Origin of the sequence: Alteromonas sp. PRIM-21, from assembly GCF_027563165.1 — a bacterium.
In the GTDB taxonomy this organism is placed as follows: Bacteria; Pseudomonadota; Gammaproteobacteria; order Enterobacterales; family Alteromonadaceae; genus Alteromonas; species Alteromonas macleodii_A.
Window position 1 is genome coordinate 149,444 of record NZ_JADOEK010000002.1, and the last position, 25,168, is coordinate 174,611.

18 protein-coding genes are annotated in these 25,168 nt (G+C 44.7%); 5 read left to right on the forward strand and 13 right to left on the reverse strand.

The window, feature by feature from the left end:
• Nucleotides 1-151 precede the first annotated feature (151 nt).
• Nucleotides 152-2,212 (reverse strand): TonB-dependent receptor, encoded by a 2,061-nt coding sequence (locus IW644_RS05055; protein ID WP_269916684.1) that lies wholly within the window; start codon nucleotides 2,210-2,212, stop codon nucleotides 152-154.
• Nucleotides 2,213-2,414: 202 nt separating this feature from the next.
• Here IW644_RS05055 and IW644_RS05060 point away from each other — a divergent pair, with 202 nt between their 5' ends.
• Nucleotides 2,415-2,999 (forward strand): RDD family protein, encoded by a 585-nt coding sequence (locus tag IW644_RS05060; protein ID WP_269916685.1) that lies wholly within the window; start codon nucleotides 2,415-2,417, stop codon nucleotides 2,997-2,999.
• Between the two features lie 112 nt (nucleotides 3,000-3,111).
• On the opposite strand, the gene lptG is transcribed toward IW644_RS05060, so the two are convergent.
• Both lptG and lptF read right to left on the reverse strand, forming a co-directional pair.
• Nucleotides 3,112-4,173 (reverse strand): LPS export ABC transporter permease LptG, encoded by a 1,062-nt coding sequence (gene lptG, locus IW644_RS05065; RefSeq protein WP_269916686.1) that lies wholly within the window; start codon nucleotides 4,171-4,173, stop codon nucleotides 3,112-3,114.
• A complete protein-coding gene (gene lptF, locus IW644_RS05070) occupies nucleotides 4,174-5,274 on the reverse strand; it encodes an LPS export ABC transporter permease LptF (protein WP_269916687.1) in 1,101 nt (366 codons plus the stop codon).
• A gap of 263 nt (nucleotides 5,275-5,537) precedes the next feature.
• On the opposite strand from lptF, the gene pepA reads away from it, so the two are divergent.
• From pepA to IW644_RS05085, 3 genes are read left to right on the forward strand one after another with little or no spacing between them, the layout of a single operon-like run.
• The gene (gene pepA / locus IW644_RS05075) at nucleotides 5,538-7,043 is read left to right on the forward strand and encodes a leucyl aminopeptidase (RefSeq protein WP_269916948.1); all 1,506 of its coding nucleotides are present in this window, start codon (nucleotides 5,538-5,540) and stop codon (nucleotides 7,041-7,043) included.
• A gap of 6 nt (nucleotides 7,044-7,049) precedes the next feature.
• Nucleotides 7,050-7,472, forward strand: coding sequence for a DNA polymerase III subunit chi (locus tag IW644_RS05080; protein WP_269916688.1), 423 nt, complete (start codon nucleotides 7,050-7,052; stop codon nucleotides 7,470-7,472).
• A gap of 35 nt (nucleotides 7,473-7,507) precedes the next feature.
• Entirely contained in the window at nucleotides 7,508-10,282 is a 2,775-nt protein-coding gene (locus tag IW644_RS05085) for a valine--tRNA ligase (RefSeq protein ID WP_269916689.1), read from the forward strand.
• Between the two features lie 259 nt (nucleotides 10,283-10,541).
• On the opposite strand, the gene IW644_RS05090 is transcribed toward IW644_RS05085, so the two are convergent.
• The 6 genes from IW644_RS05090 to IW644_RS05115 all read right to left on the reverse strand — a co-directional run bounded on the left by IW644_RS05090 (nucleotide 10,542) and on the right by IW644_RS05115 (nucleotide 18,471).
• Nucleotides 10,542-13,217, reverse strand: a complete 2,676-nt coding sequence (locus tag IW644_RS05090) for a hybrid sensor histidine kinase/response regulator (protein ID WP_269916690.1) — start codon at nucleotides 13,215-13,217, stop codon at nucleotides 10,542-10,544.
• 48 nt (nucleotides 13,218-13,265) lie between these two features.
• Nucleotides 13,266-14,549 carry an ABC transporter substrate-binding protein gene (locus IW644_RS05095; RefSeq protein ID WP_269916691.1) on the reverse strand — a complete coding sequence of 428 codons (1,284 nt, stop codon included), beginning with the start codon at nucleotides 14,547-14,549 and terminating at the stop codon, nucleotides 13,266-13,268.
• A gap of 216 nt (nucleotides 14,550-14,765) precedes the next feature.
• Nucleotides 14,766-16,220, reverse strand: a complete 1,455-nt coding sequence (locus IW644_RS05100) for a diguanylate cyclase (protein ID WP_269916692.1) — start codon at nucleotides 16,218-16,220, stop codon at nucleotides 14,766-14,768.
• A gap of 167 nt (nucleotides 16,221-16,387) precedes the next feature.
• Nucleotides 16,388-17,203, reverse strand: a complete 816-nt coding sequence (locus IW644_RS05105) for a choice-of-anchor H family protein (RefSeq protein ID WP_269916693.1) — start codon at nucleotides 17,201-17,203, stop codon at nucleotides 16,388-16,390.
• Between the two features lie 111 nt (nucleotides 17,204-17,314).
• Nucleotides 17,315-17,713, reverse strand: coding sequence for a ribonuclease E inhibitor RraB (rraB, locus tag IW644_RS05110; RefSeq protein ID WP_118492491.1), 399 nt, complete (start codon nucleotides 17,711-17,713; stop codon nucleotides 17,315-17,317).
• Between the two features lie 32 nt (nucleotides 17,714-17,745).
• Nucleotides 17,746-18,471 (reverse strand): 1-acylglycerol-3-phosphate O-acyltransferase, encoded by a 726-nt coding sequence (locus IW644_RS05115; RefSeq protein ID WP_269916694.1) that lies wholly within the window; start codon nucleotides 18,469-18,471, stop codon nucleotides 17,746-17,748.
• 203 nt (nucleotides 18,472-18,674) lie between these two features.
• On the opposite strand from IW644_RS05115, the gene IW644_RS05120 reads away from it, so the two are divergent.
• On the forward strand, nucleotides 18,675-19,814 hold the full coding sequence (locus tag IW644_RS05120) for an HD-GYP domain-containing protein (RefSeq protein WP_269916695.1): 1,140 nt from the start codon (nucleotides 18,675-18,677) through the stop codon (nucleotides 19,812-19,814).
• A gap of 86 nt (nucleotides 19,815-19,900) precedes the next feature.
• Here IW644_RS05120 and glnG read toward each other — a convergent pair whose 3' ends face one another.
• The 4 genes from glnG to glnA all read right to left on the reverse strand — a co-directional run bounded on the left by glnG (nucleotide 19,901) and on the right by glnA (nucleotide 24,793).
• The gene (glnG, locus tag IW644_RS05125; protein ID WP_269916696.1) at nucleotides 19,901-21,310 is read right to left on the reverse strand and encodes a nitrogen regulation protein NR(I); all 1,410 of its coding nucleotides are present in this window, start codon (nucleotides 21,308-21,310) and stop codon (nucleotides 19,901-19,903) included.
• A complete protein-coding gene (glnL, locus tag IW644_RS05130; protein ID WP_269916697.1) occupies nucleotides 21,300-22,385 on the reverse strand; it encodes a nitrogen regulation protein NR(II) in 1,086 nt (361 codons plus the stop codon). The genes glnG and glnL overlap by 11 nt, the downstream gene beginning before the upstream one ends.
• A gap of 130 nt (nucleotides 22,386-22,515) precedes the next feature.
• Nucleotides 22,516-23,139: a DUF4124 domain-containing protein gene (locus IW644_RS05135; protein ID WP_269916949.1), complete on the reverse strand. Its 624-nt coding sequence runs from the start codon at nucleotides 23,137-23,139 to the stop codon at nucleotides 22,516-22,518.
• Nucleotides 23,140-23,383: 244 nt separating this feature from the next.
• Complete coding sequence (gene glnA / locus IW644_RS05140; RefSeq protein ID WP_020746516.1) at nucleotides 23,384-24,793, reverse strand: glutamate--ammonia ligase; 1,410 nt, start codon at nucleotides 24,791-24,793, stop codon at nucleotides 23,384-23,386.
• Between the last annotated feature and the right edge of the window lie 375 nt (nucleotides 24,794-25,168).

The window sequence follows — 25,168 nt, forward strand, 5'->3', positions numbered from 1 at the left end:
ATTATTATCATTATGGCGCGGCCGTTTATGTGCTGCTTTTAAATATTAGGTGGCTACTTTTAAAGTAGCATGCTTTATGTACAACTGCCTGAATGGTCGCTCAATTGAGACCGAAGCTTTCTTAACAGTCATTAAACAAGAACGAGGTACCCTAGTATTTCACTGAAACAGTAAGGCGCACGTTTCTTGGTTCAACAGGGTGGTAATGTAAGTCCTCAACACCATCATCGGGTTCACCCGGTAGACGCGATGCATAGAAGTAGTCAATATCGTGATCGTCGCTATCCAGAACGTTGAGCACTTCTAATGTTACGTCCCATGAGGGCTGGCGATAGGCAATTTGCGCATTCAACAAAAATGTTGAAGGTGGTGAAATTTCATCGAAGCTTTCAACGGTACGAGAACTCAAATAGCGGCCACGTAAGGTATAGCTAAAACCTAACTGATTACTTTGTTGGTAATAGGTTAGACCTGCGCTGACTACTCCCGGTACTGTTCCGTCTATGTGGCGGCCTTCGCCTTCCACGCTGTCACTAAACCTTGCTTTCGTCCAAGCAGTTTCAATGTCTGTGGTTAGGTGATGGCTGATCCAGTAGTAGGCACTTACTTCGATACCGTGCCTTTCAGAGGGGCGGCTGGCCTCTGTAAAACCGGCGTCGCCCACGTATACCAGTTCGCTATCTAGCTCTAGGCGCCATAGCGCAGCAGATAGGTTGTACGTTTTATTATCGGTATAATTAACGCCCGCTTCATAGCCAAGACTTTTTACTAACAAGGGAGCAGCTTCGGTGGCGTCACCGCTTACTGGGTCTATGGTAATAGTTGCTCCTCGAGCGTCGTTAGAGTGAAAGCCCTGACCAATATTGGCAAACGCGGTAAGTTCGTCAGAAACGCTATATTTTAAGCCTGCCTTTAATGTAAATAAGCCATCGCTCTCATTACCTGAATTAGCATCAAGGTTACTCGTTACATCAACATCTAAGTAATCGTATCTACCACCCAATGACAGACTAAGTGCATCACTTAATACAATATTTGACTGAGCAAAAAGTGCATAGCTATTGCTGTCTATTTCGTCTTCTCGGACGGTGCCAAAACGGGTTAAGTTTTGGGTGCGATATAAGCCTACATTATCGATATCATCAAAACGCCACTGGCCGCCAAAGGTAATGCTACTACCATCGGTAATGGCTAAGGGCAGGGTAGTGAATATTTCGCCACCGTATATTTGTCTGTCGTCTGCTTGTTCAAACTGATCGCCTCGCTCAGGCTTATCAAGGAAATAGGTAAAATTTGAAAATAAACTTAGTTCAGTGTCTATGGCATAAAACGAAGCGTTCCATGTATCGCTAGTGTAGTTTGCAGATAAACTATAGCGAGAAGATTCGCCGCCAACTTGGGTATCGATAGAGCCAAGTCGGTCTATTAAGCCGCTTTGAATAGCGCGCTCGGGAACCTGGTCGGCGCCATTCCAGCTATTGTCGTAAGCCATCCCTGTTACAGTGAGTTGGCCGTCTAGTAAGGGCGTAATATAACGGATGTGAGCGTTTTTCTTTTTAACGTCTTCGTCTACGTCAGTCCACGGGCCATCATAGGTTTGATATTCTAATGCGGTAACGACTCGGCTCTCTCCAGCCTCAAAATGGTTTAATGCAACAGCGCGTTTGAATCCATATTCACCTAGGCCTAGGAACAATTGGTTCTGTTCAAGAGAGTCGCGCAAGTTGAAGAACGCACCACCAGCACTCGAAAAATCGCCAATGTTGGCGTAATAGGTGCCTTTAAAATAGCTAAGGTTGTCGACAAATTCAGGAATAATGAAGTTAAGGTCACTGTAGCCTTGGCCGTGCCCATGGCTTCGCATGTTTACTGGCATGCCATCTACGCTGACCGTGAAGTCAGTACCATGGTCAAGGTTAAACCCACGCAGGAAGTACTGATTAGCTTTACCCGAGCCGCTATGCTGGGTCACCATCATACCCGGAATAAATTCAAGTATTTCACCTGCGCGAAGCATAGGGCGCTCAATCAATGTGTCACCAGACACCCAGCCCTGCGAAGCAGAGATAAACTCTCCGTCTTTTACCGATGAATCGCCACGTACTCGAATGTGCTCAATATCACCCTCAGGGTCGTCTAATGCTAACGCAGGTGAAATGCTAAACGCGATTGAACTTGCTATAAGTGTTTTTGCTAAGGTTATTTTTGTCACCGTAAATTACTTCCATCATCCGTTTGTAATTGTAATAACGCTTAACTATGACGGTTAGATGCAAAAGCCAGGAAATTTTCTTGAAGGCAAATCGGGCTGTTACCACTTAATTAAAAGACAGTAAGTGTCATTTATGTTGTTTAAGCTACCTGCGGCTTGTGTCAAAATACGCATCGTTATTTATTGAAGCAAAGAGAAACCTGTGGCGCGTCACGATAAAAAAGCTAAGAAGAAGCCCTCATCACCTAACCGCCAAAATAGTAAGGATGAGTTAAGCACAAATAACACAGAATCTGATAGCTCGGCGCTTCAGCGAGCAGGATTCGTTAGACGTTTATTGGCAATGATTTACGATACGCTCGTGGCTACTGCCGTCGGCATGTGCGCAGCTATGGTGATGATAGTAACCTTGGTGGTTATGTTGAAAAATGGTGCCCTTGATTTGCAAGGTTATGCGGAACCCGCAGATTTAATTCAAGCTTCCCCTGGCTATAAACTGCTTATTCAAACTTGGGTAGGCTTGTGGATAGCGGGGTTCTTCTTGTGGTTTTGGCGCAGGGGCGGGCAAACGCTTGGTATGCGCGCTTGGCGGTTACGAATTTACAGCACAGTTGAAGAGCCTATGACATGGCCGCGCTTATTAATTCGCCTTGTCGCATCATTAGGCGGTTTAGGGACCTTGCTTGTTTTGTTTGATTTTAAAAATAAGCAATCACTACAGGACCGCTTAGCACAAACAGAAGTGTTGAAGCTGACCAAAGAAGCGAACGACCACAAAAGTTGGTGATGACGCATTCTAGGCCTTGCAGGGCGCTAAAAAAGTATAAAAAAAAGAGGCTGCAAAATGCCTCTTTTTTATATAACTTGACCGTGAAACTATTCGAACGCTGATAGCTTATTTATCGCTTAAGCATTACACCTGCGATAGCAGCAAACAGCAGACTAGGCAGTAAGGCGCCCAAAAACGGCGGCAGCTGATATACCAAACTGACTGGCCCAAACACTTCATTAAGTATAAAGAAACCAAAGCCTGTGAGTACGCCCATAATCACTCTTGCGCCCATAGTAACGCTACGTAGCGGGCCGAAGATGAAAGACAGAGCCATTAATAGCATCACACCTACCGAGATAGGCTGAAAGATTTTTCGCCACAGCGCTAGTTCATAGCGCGCGGGGTCTTGGTCGTTGTTTTCTAAATAATTTACGTAATCTAGCAAACCAGTGATGGATAAAGCCTCCGGCTTAACTGCAACAATGCCTAACTTATCGGGGGTTAGCGTTGAGTTCCATCGCATACGTTCGTTTTCTTCTACCGACACCTTGGTCTCTGAAAACTCGGTTACTTCAACGTCGCTTAACCACCAGCCATCGCCATCGAAAGCACTGTTTTTCGCGTAGGTAATACTTTCAAGAGATAAGTCTGGGTTAAAGCTAAAAATGCTTACGTCTTTAAGTGAATCTTGGCTAAGCACCTGACCGATGCTTACAAATCGGTCGCCATCTTTTGCCCACACCAACTTATCGGAAGAAAATAAACTACCGCCTGAAATGGCTTCGGTTCTTATCTGTTTGGCCTTGGTTTCGCTGTATGGAGTAACCCATTCACCAACGGCCATCACCAATAAAATCATGACAAGGGTGGATTTCATGGCCGAGTTGATAATGTTCCAACGGCTCATACCCGCGGCCTGCATTACTACCAGTTCGCTGTTACTGGCCAGTACGCCCATACCAATAAGGCCGCCAAGTAATGTGGCCATAGGGAAGAACTGCTCTAAGTCACGAGGTAAGCTCAGTAAAACGTAGATAAAGGCGACAAGCATGTCATAGTCACCTTCGCCAATTTTACGCAGCTGTTCTACAAACTTTATAAGTGCGCTTAAGCCAATAAGTACGCTAAGCGTAACGGTGATAGTACCTAACAGCGTACGGGCAATATATAAATCGAGGATTTTAAACATCTACTTTTTCCCCAATATCCAAGCACGAAGCTCAGTGCCGGTCTTTCTGTCCCGCACGATTAACATGACACCAATGATCAGCATGATGGTATGTACCCACCATAAGCCTAATTGTGGCGGCATTTTTCCATCTTCTAGTACGCGTCTACTTGCAAGCAGCAGCAAGAAGTAGCCTAGGTAAAGCAGAATGGCCGGAAACATTTTACCAAAGCGACCCTGACGTGGATCTACGGCGCTCAGCGGAACCGCAATCAGCACTAAAAAGGGTATCGATAGCGGTATGGCAATACGCCACTGAAGTTCGGCTCTGGCCTCAATACTGTCGTCTTCCCAAAGCTCGCTGGTGGGCAATACGCTCACCTTGCGTCGGGTTTCATCCGCCGGTTTATCGGCAATCTGAATTTGGTATTCGTCAAACTCTACTTTGCGATAAGCCTTTTCAGATTGTTTGCCTTCGTACTGCACACCTTCTTTTAATACAAGGTTTCGGGTTCCGTCGGGGTTGTTTGCCACTTCACCAGTTTGTGCATATACAACGCGAACATCGCCTTCGCTGTCGTCCGTTTGATTCTGGGATAAAAACACACGTTGCAGCTTATCGTTGCTGTCTACATCGTGCACAAATATTACCGCTTTTTCGTTACCCGTTTGCTGGAATCTACCTGGCATAAGGGCAGAAAGCCCAGCTTCGTTACGGGCTTTTTCTCGTAGTTGGTATTCGTTTTCAGCGGCCAGTGGCGCGAAATAAAGGGTAATTGCGCCTGTAACTATCATAATGATTACGGATAAAAACAGCATTACCCGTGTGACGTACCATTCACTGATCCCACAAGCCCGCATTACGGTCATTTCGCTGTCTACATACAGTCTGCCGTGTGCCAGCATGATGCCCAAATAAGCACTGATAGGCAGCACCAAAGATGAGAGAATAGGGGCGTATAAACCTAAGAAGCCAAGCACTAGCCCAGCGGGGATATCACCGTCTGATGCGTCGCCCAAAACGCGCACAAACCTTAGGGTGACAAAAATTGCCATTAGGATAAAGAAAATCGCTAACTGAGATTTCAGCGTTTCCTTAAGTAAATAGCGGAATATCAGCATCTCAGCCCTTCCGGAAAATTAGGAATTTTAGTGAAAGAAAGCACAATTTTGTTTAAACTTACCGTTTTTACAAGTTTTGCCTGCAATCATAAACCGTTTGCATGGTGTTTTGACGCAAATTTAACCTATATTCAATAGGTCTGTAAGCGTGAATTGCAGCGAACTAAAAAGTTATGCTGCGTATTAAAACATAAAGCAGCGCGAAACGTTACGTGATTTTAGTCATCGTGCAAACCATAAACGACGAAAAGCGAGGTGATATCGTGGAGTTTAGTGTAAAAAGTGGCAGTCCTGAAAAACAACGCAGCGCATGTATTGTTGTGGGTGTCTTCGAGCCGCGCCGCCTTACGGCAGTGGCTGAACAACTAGACGAAATCAGTGAAGGTTATATCAGCAACTTGTTGCGCCGTGGCGACCTTGAAGGTAAAGCGGGCCAAATGTTGTTGCTACACAACGTGCCAAATGTACTAAGTGAGCGCGTGCTTCTTGTCGGTTGTGGTAAAGAGCGCGAATTAGACGAGCGCCAGTACAAAAATATAATCGCCAAAACCATTCAAACATTGAATGAAACCGGCTCAATGGAAGCGGTGTGTTTCTTAACCGAGCTTCACGTTAAAGGTCGCGATACCTATTGGAAAGTGCGTCAGGCTGTAGAAGCAACTGAAGATACACTTTACACCTTCATGCAGCTTAAAACTAAGAAAGGTGAGCCTCGCCGCCCGTTACGTAAAATTGTATTCAACGTGCCTACTCGTCGCGAACTTACTGTTGGTGAGCGAGCAGTTGAGCATGGTTTAGCTGTAGCCCGTGGTTCGAAAGTAACCAAAGACGTAGCTAACATGCCGCCAAACATCTGTAACCCAGCGTATTTGTGGCAGCAAGCACAAGAATTAGCAAGCCAGTACGACAGCGTAACCGCTGAAGTGGTAGATGAAACACAAATGGCAGAGCTGGGTATGCAGTCTTACCTTGCCGTTGGTCGCGGTTCTGCAAATGAAAGCATGATGAGTATTATGCATCACCGCGGTGGTCCATCTGATCAAGCGCCAATCGTGCTTGTAGGCAAAGGCCTTACCTTCGATTCAGGTGGTATTTCAATAAAGCCTGGCGAAGCCATGGATGAAATGAAGTACGACATGGGTGGAGCAGCAGGTGTACTAGGTACAATGCACACTATCGCGGCGCTGAATCTGCCAATTAACGTTATTGGCGTATTGGCAGGCTGTGAAAACATGCCAGATGGTAAAGCTTACCGTCCGGGTGACATTCTTACGACTATGTCGGGCCAAACCGTTGAAGTACTAAATACTGATGCAGAAGGCCGTTTGGTATTGTGCGACGCGCTAACCTACGTTGAACGTTATGAGCCAGAGTTAGTGATTGATGTTGCTACCCTAACGGGGGCAGCTATCATCGCGCTTGGTCACCATGCAACTGCAGTAATGAGCACGCATAACCCACTAGCTCACGAGCTACTTAATGCATCAGAGCAAAGTTCAGATCGCGCATGGCGTTTACCGCTATGGGACGATTACCAAGAGCAGCTTGAAAGCCCGTTTGCAGATATGACAAACCTTGGTGGACGCCCAGCTGGGTCTATCACGGCGGGTTGTTTCTTGTCGCGCTTCACTAAGAAGTACAACTGGGCTCACCTTGATATTGCCGGTACGGCATGGCGCAGTGGTAAGAACAAAGGCGCAACAGGCCGTCCAGTGCCTATGCTGTCTCAGTTCTTAATGAACCGCGCTGATATTAAGTTAGAGGACTAATCATTCATGCCACAAGTGATATTTTATCAACTTACCAGCAGTGACAATGGTGTGGCAGGCCGCGCCAGCGAAGTCATTGCCTCAGCGTTTGCTAATAAGCAAAAAATTAGCGTGCTGTGTGATACACAGGCGCAAGCTGAAGACGTTGATGAATTGTTATGGCAACTGCCGGCAGACCGTTTTGTTCCCCATAACCTGTATGGTGAAGGGCCGCAATCGGGAACGCCGGTGGAAATTTGTTGGCAGCCAGAGCAGGTAGCCAGACGACAAATGGTGGTGAACGTGGGTTCCGGTATGGTGCCTTCACCCAATCAGCATCGTCAAATCATCGATTTTGTACCCGTGGACGAGAACGCCAAACAGGCTGCGCGGGTAAGATACAAAAACTATCAGCAAGCTGGATGCAACATGCAGTTTAAATCTGCATAAGTCATTCGCGTTTAGCTTCAATTTGAGAGTGTGTAATGGATAAAACCTTCGAACCGCAGTCCATCGAGCAGCAATGCTATAAGTCATGGGAAGAGGCGGGTTTATTTAAAGCTTCAGGCAGCGGCGACCCATATTGTATTCTGCTTCCGCCGCCGAACGTTACCGGTAGCCTTCATATGGGCCATGGTTTCCAGCAAACCATTATGGATGCCCTAACTCGCTATCACCGCATGAAGGGCGACAACACCCTTTGGCAAGTGGGTACCGACCACGCAGGTATAGCTACCCAAATGGTGGTAGAGCGTAAGCTTAACGCTGAAGGCAAGACGCGCCACGATTTAGGCCGTGAAGACTTCATCAAAAAAGTGTGGGAATGGAAAGAGCACAGCGGCGGTACTATTACCGGTCAAATGCGCCGTTTAGGTACTTCTCCTGACTGGTCTCGTGAAGTGTTCACCATGGATGAAGACCTATCCAAAGCCGTAACTGAAGTATTCGTGAAACTACACGAAGAAGGCCTTATTTACCGCGGTAAGCGTTTGGTTAACTGGGATCCAGTGCTTCACACTGCAGTATCTGATCTTGAAGTACTAAACGAAGAAGAAGACGGCCACATGTGGCACATGCGCTACCCGTTAGCTGACGGTAGCGGTGAGCTAGTGGTTGCGACAACGCGTCCTGAAACCATGCTAGGTGATACAGCGGTTGCGGTTCACCCAGATGACGAGCGTTATCAAAACTTCATCGGCAAAGAAATTAAACTGCCTATTACTGGTCGTTTAATTCCAGTTATTGCCGATGACTATGTCGATCAAGAGTTTGGTACAGGCTGCGTTAAAATTACGCCTGCTCACGACTTCAACGACTACGACATGGGTAAGCGTCACAACCTACCTATGATCAACATTCTTACCGACGATGCGAAAATAAACGATGAAGCGCCAGAAGCGTACCGTGGTTTGGATCGCTTCGACGCGCGTAAGCAAATTGTTGCTGACCTAGAAGCCCAAGGCTCTTTGGTTAAAATTGAGCCGCACAAGCTTAAAGTTCCGCGTGGCGATAGAACCAACGCGGTTATTGAGCCATACCTTACTGACCAATGGTATGTAGCGGTTGAGTCTCTTGCTAAGCCTGCTATTGAAGCTGTGGAAAGTGGTGAGATTCGTTTTGTGCCAGAGAACTGGAACAAAACCTATTACCAGTGGATGCACAACATTCAAGACTGGTGTATTTCTCGTCAGCTGTGGTGGGGACACCGCATTCCAGCGTGGTACGACGAAAACGGCAAGGTTTTTGTTGGCCGCACTGAAGAAGAAGTGCGTGAAAAGCATGGTCTTGGCAGTGATGTAACGCTTTCACAAGACGACGATGTATTAGATACCTGGTTCTCAAGTGCACTATGGCCGTTCGCGACCATGGGCTGGCCAGAAGAAACGCCAGATCTTGAAACCTTCGTACCGTCTTCGGTACTTGTAACTGGCTTTGACATCATCTTCTTCTGGGTTGCCAGAATGATCATGATGACCAAGAAGTTCACTGGCAAAATTCCGTTTAAAGATATCTACATCACTGGTCTTATCCGTGATGAAAACGGCGATAAAATGTCAAAGTCGAAGGGCAACGTGCTAGACCCAATCGATTTGATTGACGGTATCGATATTGAGTCGTTAGTTACTAAACGTACAGCTGGCATGATGCAGCCACAGTTGGCCGAGAAAATTGCTAAGCGTACCCGTAAACAATTCCCAGAGGGTATTCAGGCATACGGTACAGATGCACTGCGCTTTACGTTTGCAGCCATGGCGTCAACCAGCCGCGATATCAACTTTGATATGGCCCGTGTTGAAGGCTACCGCAACTTCTGTAATAAAATTTGGAACGCATCGCGTTTCGTATTGATGAACACAGAAGAGCACGATACAGGTCGTGACGGTGGCGAAATGGTACTTAGCATGGCCGATCGCTGGATTTGGGCGAAGTTCCAACAAACCCTGGTTGAGTTTGAAAAGGCCCTTGAAGACTACCGTTTCGATATTGCTGCGCAAACCGTATACGAGTTTACCTGGAACCAGTTCTGTGACTGGTATCTAGAACTTACTAAGCCAGTGCTTAATAATGACGCCAGCACTGAAGCTGAAAAGCGCGGTACCCGTCATACGCTTATTAACGTGCTTGAAAGCCTGCTTCGCTTGTTGCACCCGCTTATGCCATTTATCACCGACACTATTTGGCAGCGCGTTGTGCCACTAAGTGCGCTTAAGGTGGAAGAGGGCGCAAGCATTATGGTTCAGGCATTCCCTGAAGTAGATGCAGCGAAGCAAGACGACAAAGTGCTTGCTGATATCGAGTGGGTGAAGAAGTTTATCGTGGGTATTCGTAATATCCGTGGTGAAATGGATATCTCACCAAACAAACCGCTTAACGCACTGCTTAAGAACGTAAGCGACGAAGACGCTCGCCGTCTTGATGCCGCTAAAGCGTTCCTTGATAAGCTCTCTAAGCTTGAAACCGTCACTGTATTGAAAGACGGTGAAGAAGCGCCAGCCAGTGCAACAGCGCTTGTGGGTGAGATGGAAATTCTTATCCCAATGGCAGGGCTTATCGATAAAGACGCAGAGCTTGCTCGTATCACTAAAGCCATGGAGAAGATCGAGAAAGATGTTTCTCGCACTCGTGGCAAATTGGGTAATGAGAAGTTCGTAAGTAATGCGCCAGAAGCGGTAATTGAAAAAGAACGCGGTAAATTGGAAGAGGGTGAAAAAGCCCTAGCCAAACTTAAAGAGCAGTTCGAGACCATTAAAGCGCTTTAAGTGCAGCCCCTAAAACGGGATTTATCGATACAAATTAGAAGGGTTACCGAAAGGTAGCCCTTTTTATTAGCAATCAAACGAAGCGTCTTAATAAATTATCTATGCGGACTGGTATCACATGCGGGCTAATACATTAAAGCGCTAGCTCACATTAGAAACTAATTTAAATGAATACTGACTGACATTAGGACTTTGTGCTGTTGCCTTCTACCAAAAGCACGACTAAACATTTACCTCAACCGATTTCGCCCAATGGAACCTAGTCTTGCTTACCCAAGTATTGTCTTAGCATGCCTATCAACGACCTTTGCTTAATAGGTTTGGTCAAATAGTCGTTCATGCCAGATTTTATAGCGCTTTGCTTGTCTTCTTTCATCGCGTTTGCGGAAAGGCCGATAATGGGTAATGCTGTAAACCCCTTTTCTCGAAGCTGAGTTGTGGCTTCATATCCGTCCATAACTGGCATTTGTACATCCATCAGTACGAGGTCGTATTGAGGCGAGTTTTCTATTTTTTGTACGGCCTGTTTACCATCTTCTGCTATATCAAAGGTTAGCCCAAGGTTAGTGAGCATCTCGCCAGTAACAAGCTGATTTATATTATTGTCTTCAACCAGCAGTACGTGCCCCTCAAGTGCAGTAATTAGCGATTCGTCTTTAAAGTGCTGACCTTCAAAGCTGGCGTCTTTCGAGATAACCTGATTAACAAATCGCTCGAATTGGGCCGGTGTAAAGGGGTGCATAATTAATGGGCCCTTCCAAAGCGAATCATATTTAGATTGCAAAGCGCTGCCTGCGCTTTCCATCACCAAACCCACAGATTTTCCGCTTTCCAATAAGCTATTTAGCCAGCTAATATTCTTTCTAAAGAAGCTAAACTCATGAACATCGACAATAATGTGGTCTGGGAGCGACGAAGCATTTTTAGCTTCATCTATTGGCATGCCCGATATTGTCGAAAGCTGAATTTGGGTGCAATAAGCCTCAGGAAGCAATGGTGACTCGGTAATGTAAAGGCTATTACTCGGTAGCTGAGGCGAGTTCTCTAATACCCCAGGCTGGTTTTTAAAGGCTCGTAAGGGAAGTTCAACTTCAAACGTGCTACCTTTACCCATGGTCGAGGTCGCATCTAGTCGACCATTCATGAGTTCGGTAAGCTGGCTTACGATAGCAAGTCCTAAGCCCGTACCTCCGTATTTTCTGTTGGTTGAACCGTCAGCTTGAGTAAAAGGTTTGAATATTTTATCAAGCTGCGCAGGACTCATTCCAATGCCAGAATCGGTTATTCTCATGGAAAGATTAAGCAGGTTACCTTTTTCATTTAAACTACCGTCAAACTCAATTTCTATACGGCCTTGTTCTGTGAATTTTACGGCGTTATTGCCAATGTTCATGATAATTTGAGCTATACGAAGAGGGTCGCCAATGACCTGAGGCGGTATTTTGGGATTTACCGTAAAATGAACCGACAGGTTCTTCTCTTTTGCTCGTAACGCAATTACCGCAATCAAGTTGTCAAATAGCGAGTGTAGTGAAAAGCTCACTTCTTCTATCTTAAGCTTACCTGCTTCAATTTTGGAGAAGTCGAGGATATCGTTAATTACGCTTAGCAGAATCTGCCCAGAGTACGCCGCTTTGTCTAAGTAACCTCTAACCGTAGAAGAAAGCTCTTGCTGCTGAGCTAGTTCTATCAACCCAATAATGCCATTCATAGGCGTGCGTATTTCGTGGCTCATATTGGCCAGAAACATACTTTTCGATGCGGTAGCTTGCTCGGCTTTAACTTTAGATTCGGTGATAACTTTATTTAAGTCTTCCAACTGAGAGTTCATGGTTCGCGCTTCATTGAGCAGCTTTTCTGTCTCACGGTTTTTATCGCTAAATACAAGAGCGGCTTTCGCTAGCTTGCCTATTTCATCTTTTCGATTACTGCCTGGAATATTAGAGATTTGTATGCCTTGAGCGAGCTTATTGAAAACTTCAGTGATAGAGCGGATAGGCCCAAGAATACGCAAGGTGGAAAACAATGCCGCCGACAAAGCAAGTAAAATGGCAAACAGAGAAAAGAGCTCACCATTGCGTTGTGTACTTTCTGCTATTTGGTAAGTGCGCTGCGTTATAACCTCAGAGTCGGTACTGACCTTTTTCGCCAGTTCTCCACTTAGATAGAGAAATTCGTTTGCAGAGCCTGCCATAACAACATTAACCAGAAAAAGGTTGCCTTGTGTTATTTGCGTTAGCTTAAAGAAGTCGTTTTTTATCCTATCTGTGATGCGTTCAATACGCTGTTGCAATTTAGGGGGAGCAGAGGATGGTAAGCGTTTTAAAGCGTCTATGGCATCATTAAAAGACTGGATGAATTTCATATCAGGCTTCATCAAGTATTTCAGCATCGCATTTTCTGTACGTATAAGAATGACCTTGGCATCGTCTACGAAAGCAGCAGAAATCTGCCCTTGTGCTAAAGCCTTATCAAGCTCACTTCCTAGCAACGTAATGTCAGACATTGTGCCTTGATCGATAAGGTTATCTCTTTCTGAGCGAGCCTCAACAACTTGAGAGAAGTTTTCCTGGTAAGCGTGTAAATGCTCTCTCATTCTATCGAGGATTTGATTGCTGTCATCTTTTGAATCGGCAAGCTCATTTACCGCCGCTAGTTTATCTAGCTTGCCATTTATCGTAACCATTAGGCGGCTAAAGCGAGTTATGGCTGACTTACTTGCATTTTCCTTAAAAATTAGAACATTGCGCTGAAGGTCGACAACGTCGCGCTCAAGTTCTTTAACTGTACTAACATCAATGACGGCTTTCGAAGCAGATGCAATGCCTTCATTCAAAACCTCTTGGTTTTTTCGCGCTACAAAACCTTGGGCAAGGATCAGTGCGATTAGCGCAACTAACACTGTTATAAGCTGTATCCGTATTGACGATAACATATAAGCCTAAAGAACCTTCTTCCATTTAAGATGTGGTATTACACTGTTTTATGCGGTGATAAATTCGTACCACTTTTGTAAGCTATATTCATAGCTTGGCATAACCGTATTCCAAACTGCAACGTTACTAAAGCGCTCTTCATAACTGCCGCCGGTACGCTGGGCGCCTTTTTGTACACTCACCTTGCCATCTGGGCCTTTTAGCGGAGTGGAGGCAACTTTACCCTTATACCAATAGTCCCATTCAGCCTGCGATAAATAATCGGCAGAACGCTTAGGGTTTGAAATGTAATAGCCCTGTCTTGCTATAAATGCGCCAGGCCAGCCTGAAAGCCACCAGTTCATATATTCGTAAGCTACATCTTTCATTCTTCCTTGGGTAGCTGAAGAAAGGCACATTACGCCGTGCCATCCTCTATAACCTTCCTTGGGAGCTGCAAATGTGACGGGAATATTCTGGCCGTTAAGTGCTGAGACCGCAGGGGAGAACATACTTTCAATGGCAACTCGGCCGCTTTTCATAAATTCGACAGACTCGGGAACCGATGTCCAAAACCCGTTAAAATGATTCAACTGGGTTAATTCAATGAGCAGGTTGAACAAGTCATCTAGCTCGTACTCGGTGATGGCACCAATATCTTTAAAAGTAATGAACCCTTTTGCTTGTGCTGCTAATGCTAAATCGAATAGTCCGATTGTGGGGTCGTTCACAATACCTACTTTTCCAGAAAAATGACGATCTAACAGCCATCCCCAACTTTCTTCTTGCCCCTGCAGTTCAGCGGGTAGCTTTGAGGTGTCGTAACCAAAGGAGTCTACATTGTGTACATAGGGTAAAAAGCTAATGGTATCGGTGTGCTGTTCGCCTAAAGAGCCATCGCTTTGAACATTGAGGATCTTGTGGGGTGCATCACCCGCGCCCATGCGCGCATTCTCAGTGAGCGTACCGGTTTTACTTAAATTGTTTATTTCATCCCAATATTGAAGGCGCGTTTTCTGTATAGGTTGGATAGCTTTTGCTCGCCACAGAACGTTAATGCTATTTGACCATTGCTCGTATAAATCAAAAGAGTGGGGATTCATCGAGGCTTTTTGTAGCACAGTTGCGCTACCGCCAGGTTCAAACACAATATTGATACCTAAGTCTTCAATAGCCCGCTGCCGAATAGCCTCCTGTAAAGTCACGTGGGTTCCCATAACCCTAAGCGTCGGCTTAGATTTACCTATAGCAAAAGGTGTCACGCCCGCTGTTAGCCCAAACGCTAGTCCGCCTTTTAGTAAAGTTCGGCGTGATGCAGAAGAAACATTTTTCTTTGAAGGCTTAGTAGACATTGTGAAATTCCGTATAAAGGGATGTCCTCGTTACATTCTGGCACTTATTTCATAGTGTTACCAAAAAAATGTTAGAAGATTGTTGAAAAGGTGGTGGTGGAAGTTGAAGAAATTCAAACGTCGAAGAATGACGATTAATAAGGCTCACTAATAGGCCATTGCGTTAAGCAGCTCAAGCATGTTTAGGCTAAGCGGCGGGCTTTTTTTCTAAGTCAGTTAAAGCGCCTCCCGCGACTCATCGTCTAAAGGCTCTTGAGCTGAAATTGATGAAATTTTTGCACCTTCCTGAATGCACTCCACCGTATTTCGCCCATTGTTTTTGGCCTCGTAAAGCGCTTTGTCGGCATAGGTGAGGAGCTGTTTAGCGCTTTTGTGCTGAAGCTCCTTGGTTTGTACTGCACCAATGCTTACCGTAATTTTATGCCCTTTTAAACGCGGCTGGGTTTCATGTAATCTGCTCACTTTCAATCTTAGCCTATCCAGTATTTGGTGCGGGGAGACTTGGCTTAGAAGCACAATACAAAAAGCAAATTCTTCCCCTCCAATTCTGCCTATTGCGTCTTCGGCGCGAAAGAATCTCTGCATTGTTTGCGCAACGATAGTCAGTACTTCATCGCCAAACCCATGGCCGAAGTTATCGTTTATTGATTTAAAGTGATCAACATCTGCAATTCCTACCAGAACTTCATGGTTGTTGCGCTTGGCAAACATTAAAGATTTAGAGAACGCATCAATAAACGCTCGCCTGTTGGGAATATTGGTTAAGGCGTCAAAATATGCCAGCTTTTCTAATTTCAGGTTTGCATCTCGCAGCTCACTTGTACGTTCGTGAACCAAGTTTTCTAAATCTCGTTTTATTCTTTTTAGCTCTGAATTTCTTTTATCCAGTTGTTCAGACTGAAACTTCATCTCGCTTACATTGCGCTGAACCGCAGCAAAATGCGTAACTTCACCAAAATCGTTGGTTAGAGGGAATATATTCATTTGTACCCAGAACGGTGTACCGGTTTTTGTATAGTTCAGCAGTGTCTCAGTACACGGAATTTGTTCAACAAGGGCTTGGCGAATACGATCAGTGGGGGCTTTGTCTGTTAGGGTTCCTTGAAAAATCCTGGGTGTTTCGCCAATTAGCTCTTCGAAGTCATACTCAGTATGCTTACAGAGGGCTTCATTGGCGTAAATTATTTTAGGTGAGAGTGGGGCATTGATGTTTTTGGCTTCTGTCACCAAAATCATGTCTTGTGAATTCTGCACAATATCTCTATAGGAAAAGTCGTTTATTTTCGCTGTAATGTTTGTAAAGTAAACGACTGCAAAGGGCGGTGTAATTTCGTTCCCGCTAACTTTATCTGGGTAGGCATTAACACTAAACCAAGCGGTTTTTTCTGTTGTTTTGTCAATAATGCCTAAAATTTGATTAGTTACAGATTTGCCTGTCGATAGCACTCGAACTACAGGTAATTCATCGTAGGAAAGCCGCCTGTTTTGCCTATCTATGAACTCCCATGTCTCTGCATCTAAGCTTTTGTCCTTAAGCTCTTCAAGACTTAATTTAAGCATCAACAACGCAGCGGGGTTGGCGTACTCCACTGCGCCAGAAGCATTGTGAATAACCACACCAATTTCTGTGTTTTCTAAAAGATTGAACAAGTTAACATTGTTGAAGCTCATTGCACTACACCACTTGAAAGCGTCAGTATGTACTGTTTTTCCTTGTACATTGGCGAATCAACGTTAATTAAAGAAAGGGTTCAACCTATATATTAGACTTTAGTTTAAAAAATAGCCAAAAGCTGTGTTTAAAACAGCTTTTGGCGAAGATAAATTTAGAAGGAAAATTAATGGCGAGAAGATTTGCTCAAGCGTCTCGTAAGTACAATGCCTCCAAGTAGAAACAATGGAAGTAGCGACCAGGTACCGCCATGCTCTTCTACGATAACCACCGTATCTTCTACAACGTACTCATTGTTCTCACTTTCAAGAGGAAGATAGGCAAGTGCGTTGTCGTCATAAGCATCGGTAAATGCCACTAGCTCTTCAGTATCTGCATCGTAAAGTTCTAGCAGTATGTCGTATTCGCCAGGAGGAAAGCCAGATACTAATGAACTTTCGATGGTGAATGTATCGGTTGAATCTTCAGAATAAATATAAAATTCAGACGACACGTGAATTGCATCGTAGAGACCGTCTTTACCTAAATACAATACTGCGTAGACAGGCGCTCGTGTGAAAATTGTGTCAGTGTCAAACTCAATCGAGAATGTAGAGTGATATCCATCGTAGTCAATGTCTTGTAGCAGCGTTACCCAGCTTTCATAAATCCAAAATTCATTAACGCTGCTAACCACAATATCGCTTGATGACTTGTTTACACCTAGGTGTTGTTGATGCTTATTAGTCTGGCTGAGCGTGCTTTGTTGAGCGTTGGCCTTATCGGTAGATTGCTCGACAATACTGTCATTGGTCAGCCCTTTTGTGGTTTTCGGCTGTAGTGATCCAGTGGCTAAAAATGGTTTGTCGTAACGGAATTCAGTTGAGTTAACCTGTTTTACTTCTGAACTACTATCGGTATTTGCATGTACAGGTGACAAAAACGCAAGCTGTAATGCGGCGATAGCAGAATATGCTGTAAGTGCTGATACTAAGTTTTTCATCTGTCCACCCTTTTCCAATCGATAATGACAGAGTCATTGTTGACGAAAAAAGATGAACAAAAGCTGAAGAGTAACTTAATATCCCTTCAGCTTTATAGGAAAAATTAAGGGTTAGTCGTCGAAGTGATGGTCTTCTTCTTCGTACTCGCCTTCTTCGCGTGGCTCGAAATACGTGCCCCATCCGTCGTAGGTCACATCGTGTTTGTCAGCGATTTTTAAAAGAGCGTCTGAATCCGCATTAAGCTTTTCAATATTAAGCTTTCTTTCTACCACGGCGTCGAAGCAAAAAATGGTTTCGCCGTCATCAAGAATTAGCTCTTCGGCGTCAGTTACTTCAAAGCCAGCTTTAAACGCATCAACAGCGGCTTTTTCTAACACGTCAAAGTCGGTACTGGCGAAATGGTGCTCAATGGTATAGTCGGCATCTGCTTGACTGCCATCTTCTAGAAGGGCATCAATAGTTTCTTGGTTAAACTCGTACCACTCTTCTCTTTCATCGAACTGGGTCATAATAAACACTCGTTAGCAATTTAGGCGCAAGTTTACCTGCTTTTTTCCAGTTCATCGACCTGTGTATTAAGCACATCAAACTTTTGTTTCATTTCATCATTAAAGTGCACCATCCACTCTTTAATTGTGCGTTCTTCGGTCAGTGATTGAGGTGCTGCGATATCAATCAGCACAATCCCGTTATTCCAGCGGTTCCATTTAACCTTTTTATGCAGGTTGCTCGCTGTAACCATAACTACAGGTTCATTCGTGGTTTTGGCTAAACGAAAAGCCCCTTGCTTAAACGGTAGAATGCCTCTGCCGTAACTTCTGGTACCTTCAGGGAATAACCATACAGACGTTTTCTTTTTAGCTATGCGGTTAGCGGCAATATCTAAGGTGTTTCGCGCTTTTCCTGAATTTTTTCTATCGATCATGATATTCCCCGACAGCCAATAAATTTGGCCGAAAATGGGGATCCATTTCAAACTCTTTTTTCCAATTGTGACTACGCCGGGAAGCGCAGCCTTACAAATAGTAATAACGTCGAAGCTGTTTTGGTGATTTGCAATGAAAACATAAGGCTCGTTCGTTTTTACAGCGAGGTCTCTTTTTATGATAATTTTAAGGCCCACTATTTTAGCCATAAGTGAATACAAACTACCGGCAGCATGCACGTTGTCCTTGTGAAAAGGGCGCACAATACAAATGATCAGCAAAAGAATGTTGATTAATAAAAAGGCGATAAATAGTGCCGGTATGCGAAATAAAGCGATCAAAACAACTCCTAGATACAATTGACGCGCGCAGTATAGATGAAGTTTCAGCGTACACTTGTCCGATGAGTTTTTACAGTGTTTAGATTTAATCGGGTCATCACTTGTGAAAGTTCCTTCTTTATCACCTTTAGTATGAGGAAATTTTGCCGATACCGAATTACAATAATAGAAAGCTTAATAGAACCTAACTCGGTATTCATTACATGCAGACATTTACTCCAGACGACCTAGAAGAAGATATTCTTGCTGACCTTATGGAGGAAATTAACGAACTCTATGAATCAAGTGAGCAAACTTTGATTGAATTAGAGCTTCGGCCGGAAGACAACGAGTTGCAACGAGCCCTGTTTCGTTCAATCCACACTATTAAGGGCGATTTAGGCTTAGTTAATTTCTCTCCGATGATCCCCCTTTTACAGCATGTCGAAGATTTGCTCGATTACTTACGCAAAGGGCAGGTGGCATATACCAGCACTATGAGTGACTTGGTACTTCTTACTATGGACAGAGTAAAAGCCTTTGTCGAGGCTGTAATGGCTGACGGTAAGGCTGAGTATGATGACAACCTTCACAACCAGCTAGTGCTGGCTATCAGTCGTGTAACACCTGACAATTCTGCTGAACATGAAAAACGTCTTACTGAAGCTGTGTTGTTACTCAACCCTGCATTAGACATTGTCGCTGACGGCGACGACCCTGAAAACGTGCAAATAAAGCCGCCCACATTAGCTGCGACAGGTATACCTAAAGACATTAGCAGTGAGAAAAAACAAGACATTTTGTTTTTCCGCGATCTTATGCAAACCATTGAGCGGCGTTCTAACTATTGGGTTGGACGAGGTGATCGCATTGCTAAGTTGGCCATGTACATTAACGATGTGGCTGAAAATCCAATTGACGAAGACCAGCTAGCGGTAGCCAGTTACGTTCATGATTTTGGTATGGCGTTCATGCCGTTAAAGCTGTTGCATAAAGGCGATGAATTAAGTGATATTGAGTTCAATCTGATGCGGTCTCACGTTTACAAAAGCGCTCGTTTGTTAGAGCACCTAGACCAATGGGACATGGCGCGTAAAATTGTGATGCAACACCATGAGCGCACTGATGGAACTGGATATCCGCTAGGCATAAAAGAAGACGATATCTGTGAAGGCGCTAAGCTGCTTGCAATTGTTGACACTTACGACGCAATGACACACCCAAGAGCGCACAATGAAGACAATGTGCTTTCCAAAAAAGAAGCAGTGATCGAGATTAACCGCAGTGCCAAAGGCCAGTTCAGTATGAAGTGGGTAAGGCTGTTTAATCAGGCTATGACGGCGCTTTTAACTAAAGGGCAGTAAACACTGCCCTTTTCTTGCTATGTAGTGTTGGCTGAGAGCCTAATTCAGCTAAAGGCTTGCCAGCAACTTCAAAAAGCGAAACAGGTTTAATTCACACCTAATTCCTTTAGCTTACGGGTAAGCGTGTTTCTTCCCCAACCTAAGCGTTTAGCCGCATCTTGTTTGTGACCGTGTGTGTGCTGGAGTGCTCGCTCAAGCATTACGCGCTCGAAAGTTAGCATAGCGTCGTTAAGGATATTGTGGTGACCATCGCGTAGTTGTTTGTCGGTCCAACTTGCAAGTAAATCTGGCCAATCACCCGATTCGGCACTCGGTTTTTCAATACTGCTATCGCTGTGAATTTCTGGCGGCAGATCGCTCGGTAAGACTTCTTGTCCACTTGCCATCACTGTTAGCCAGCGGCATACGTTTTCTAACTGTCTTACGTTACCAGGCCATGGTAACTGAGACATAACGCGCTCAGCTTCTTTAGAAATGCTTTTTGCCTCCACATCAAGTTCTTTGGCTGCTCGGCGAAGGAAGTGGCGTGTTAACAACGGAATATCTTCACGACGTTCGTTGAGTGATGGAAGATGCACGCGAATAACGTTCAGGCGGTGAAATAAATCTTCCCTGAATTTTCCTTCAGCAACACGCTGCTCTAAGTTTTGGTGAGTGGCTGCAATAATGCGTACATCAACGCTTACCGACTGATGACCACCTACGCGATAAAACTGACCATCCGCGAGTACTCGCAATAGACGGGTTTGCACATCTAACGGCATATCGCCTATTTCATCTAAGAAAAGTGTACCGCCGTCAGCTTGCTCAAAACGCCCTTGGCGTGCTGCTTGTGCACCGGTAAAAGCGCCTTTTTCATGCCCGAACAGCTCAGACTCAACCAAGTCAGCCGGGATTGCCGCCATGTTAAGCGCAATAAAAGGCTTGCTCGCTCTAGGGCTGTGTCTGTGAAGTGCGTGCGCTACCAGCTCTTTACCGGTACCCGATTGGCCATTAATAAGCACGCTTATCGAAGAACGTGAAAGTCGACCTATAGCACGGAAAACTTCCTGCATAGCAGGCGCTTCACCAATTATCTCGGTTACAACGTCTTCAACTTGTGATTTGGATACCGTCGACTGCTCTCTTGCATGAGCAAGGGCGCGCTGAGTTAAGGTTACTGCTTCGTCAATATCAAAAGGTTTTGGCAAGTATTCAAATGCCCCTTTTTGATAAGCGTTTACCGCACTGTCTAAATCCGAATGCGCCGTCATAATAATAACGGGAAGCAGCGGATGAGAAGCGTGTACTTCGTTCAGTAATGTCATGCCGTCCATTTGTGGCATTCTTATGTCCGAAATGATGACTTCGGGGGCTTGACCGCTTTGAAGTTGAAGCAATAAATCTTCAGGGTTTTCAAAACTCAAACAGCTGATATCAGCGGCTTGTAAGGCCTTTTGCAGCACCCAACGAATAGAACTGTCATCATCGACAATCCACACAGACTCATTCGTCATCGTCTGTCTCCTTACGATCTATTGGTAGATAAATTACGAACTCAGTGTGACCAGGGTAGCTGTCTACATCTATTTTGCCGCCGTGGTGGTTAATAAGGGTTTGCGAAATAGACAAACCCAGCCCAGAGCCATTTTGCTTACTCGTGACCATGGGATAAAAAAGCGTGTCTTTTATTTCAGGGGGAATACCCGGGCCGTTATCTATAATTTTTATTTTTGCTACCAGCGCATGACGTTTCGTTTGAATCGTCATCTGGCGCTCTATTCGCGTAACTAGCCTAATCTCTGGGTTAGGGGTTTGGCTCTCGGTTAAAGCTTGAATGCTATTTCTGACAATATTAAGCACAGCCTGCTGAATCATGTCAGGGTCTAATAAAAGCGGCGGTATACTAGGATCATAGTCTCTAACTATGGCTATAGGGTTATCTGAATCAAAACGCATTAGGCTACGTATTTTTTCAAGAGCCTGATGCACATTGCTTTCTTCGAATCGAGGCAGTGAATTAGGGCCTAGCAAACGGTCCACCAGATTGCGCAGACGATCAGATTGCTCAATGATCATACGCGTGAATTCTTTGTGCTCTTCCGACAGCTCTTTTTCTAAAAGCTGGGCTGCGCCTCTAATGCCACCTAATGGGTTTTTTATCTCGTGCGCTAGGCCACGTACTAGCTCTCGAGCCGCATAATGTTGTGCATTTTGTAAATTCTCTCGAGAAATCCGTTTTTGTTGGTCAATTTTTTTGACTTCGAACAGCAGTCGAGGGCCATCGTCAAAGTGTAAGTTGGTAACGGTTAAATCTGCAGAAACATAGCGGTTGTCTCTGAACGCTAGCTTAATTTCGTTCTCGGTAAAGTCTTCACCTTTTCTAATCGCCGCTTTTAGTCTGGTAGTTTCTATTGTTCCCGGTAAGAAAAAGTCTTGAAGCGGGTGCCCGATAAGTTGCTTTAGCCCAGTCTCGAACAAGGCTTCACCCGCATGGTTAGCGTAAACAATGGTAAGTTTGTTATCTACCATTACCAATGCTGTGTTTAGGCTATTTATAAGCTGTTGTGTTTCTAACTCGGTGGAATGCATCCGAGCTCGTCTCCTTTGCACCATAATTGTGCATTGTAGCTTGCAATGATGCGATACGCGAATAAGAGGCTAAGCAAACATAGCTTACTGAACCTCGGTGGTGCGCTTACAGAACAATGGTTGCACGCTATTAGTTATTAATTAACGCCGATGCCTGATGTAGGTAAAGGGTTTGTTCTGGAGACGATGCAAGAGTCTTGCCCGTATTGTTAGTTAACTCAACTTTGTAAGTATGTGCTCCACGATGGACACCTGAGAGTTTAAATACGCCCGAACTATTGCTAGCAAATGGGGCGTTATCGAATATTAAGCGATAGATAGGTGCTTTGGGTGCACCAGTTTGCGCCGCAGAAATAGTTAGCTCACCTAAATTATTTCGGATTGTTGCTTCTGGTGCAGGGGACTTAATGACTACGCGATAATTTGGTTTGGGCGCATCAGGCTTAAGCGGTGGTGGGGGAGGTACTTTGGCTGCTGTGACTACATTTTGCGTTTTATCATCGAATGCCAGTGGTTCAGCATTTTTTTGCGGCTTATCGGTGAAAGTAATAGAGCCATCTTCTCCTACCACTTTATAGATTGTTGTAGTTGAAGAAGAAAGGGGAGTCGTTGCCTCGGCGTCACGCTCTGTCTCATTTATTTGTGTTTCTTGCTGCGAATTGTCTTGCTCTAGGCCAAGCATAGCGGCTTGCAGGGGTAACACCCCATTGCTGCTAATCAATAGCAGTGAAGTTAAGCAGATGTATCGCATCATGTTTTGCACGGTTTGTTACCTAATCATTATATTTGGAAAATGCCAGCATAATACTTTTGTCACGGGAGGCCTGTAGCTACATCTTTTAAGCGGTACTCAAATAAGGCGGCCCTTAGTTTACTGCCCAAGGTAAGCAAACGTATAAGCCACTTTTAGCGCAGACACAAAGACATAGTAGTTAAATTGCAAACATAAAAAAAGCCCGCAAAGCGGGCTTTAGTATATATCGCTATACAGTGTGTTATTACACGCTGTAGTACATGTCAAACTCAACTGGGTGAGTTGTCATGTTAAGTTTAGTTACTTCTTCTGACTTAAGGTCGATGTATGCATCGATCATGTCGTCAGTCATTACGCCACCCGCTTTAAGGAAGTCACGATCGTTATCAAGTGCTTCAAGTGCCATTTCAAGCGAGCTTGCAACAGTTGGAATTTCAGCCGCTTCTTCTGCAGGTAGGTCATACAAGTCTTTATCCATAGCATCGCCAGGGTGAATCTTGTTTTTGATACCGTCAAGGCCAGCCATTAGCATTGCAGAGAATGCAAGGTAAGGGTTAGCTGTTGGGTCAGGGAAACGTACTTCAATACGACGCGCTTTATCGCTTGTTACGTGAGGAATACGAATTGATGCAGAACGGTTACGCGCAGAGTATGCAAGCATTACCGGCGCTTCGAATCCAGGAACTAGACGCTTGTAAGAGTTAGTAGAAGCGTTAGCGAAGGCGTTGATTGCACGCGCGTGCTTGATGATACCACCGATGTAGTAAAGTGCTTCTTCAGAAAGACCTGCGTATTTGTCACCTGCGAAGATGTTAACGCCGTCTTTAGAGATAGACTGGTGACAGTGCATACCAGAACCGTTATCGCCAACAAGAGGCTTAGGCATAAAGGTAGCAGTTTGGCCGTATGCATGTGCAACATTATGTACAACATACTTATACACTTGAATTTCATCCGCTTTCTTAACTAGCGTGTTGAATTCACAAGCGATTTCGTTTTGACCCGCTGTCGCTACTTCGTGGTGGTGAGCTTCAATAACAAGGCCCATTTCTTCCATAACCATACACATAGCAGCACGAATGTCGTGAGCAGAATCTACCGGAGGTACTGGGAAGTAGCCGCCTTTAACGCCAGGGCGGTGAGCCATGTTGCCGCCTTCGAATTCTTCACCTGAGTTCCACTTTGCTTCTGAAGAGTCAATCTTGTAGAACGAACCTGCCATATCTGTATGGAAACGCACGTCGTCGAAAAGGAAGAACTCTGGCTCTGGGCCGAAGAAGCATGTGTCGCCGATACCTGTAGATTTCAAGTACTCTTCTGCGCGACGTGCAACAGAACGTGGGTCACGCTCGTAACCTTCCATTGTTGAAGGCTCAACAATGTCACAACGGATGTTTACTTGTGTTTCTTCTGCGAAAGGGTCTACTACGCAGCTGTCTGCGTCTGGAAGAAGAACCATATCTGATTCGTTGATGCCTTTCCAACCAGCAATTGAAGAACCGTCGAACATTTTACCTTCTTCGAAGAATTCTTCATCAACAACACTTGCAGGAATTGATACGTGTTGTTCTTTACCTTTAGTGTCGGTAAAACGTAAATCTACAAACTTCGCTTCACTTTCTTTAATCAGTTCTAATGCCTTATCTACTGACATCGTGTCCTCCAGGTTTAATGTAAAAATGCGGAATGATCAGCTTCACTCCAACAGTGGCAAAAGTGAAAGCGATTATCATGCCATTTACAAGCAAGCCGAATTTTGCGGCATGGACAGGCATCCATCACTTCCATTTGAATAGTGATGCACCAGTAAGGTGCGTTAATGCTCCATAGTGGTGCTTAATTGTTACTTTTATGTCATCTAGACTAGATCACTTTGTATCACACCACCACTGTATATGTTCAATTCGGTGCAAAAGGGATGGTTATTTTTTAAACTGAAGAGGTAATTCTAATAAAAGTGACTTCTTATCAAAAAAAGGTGCGCAAACGTCGTGGTTTTTCTGTACAATCCGCGCAAATTTCTCTATCT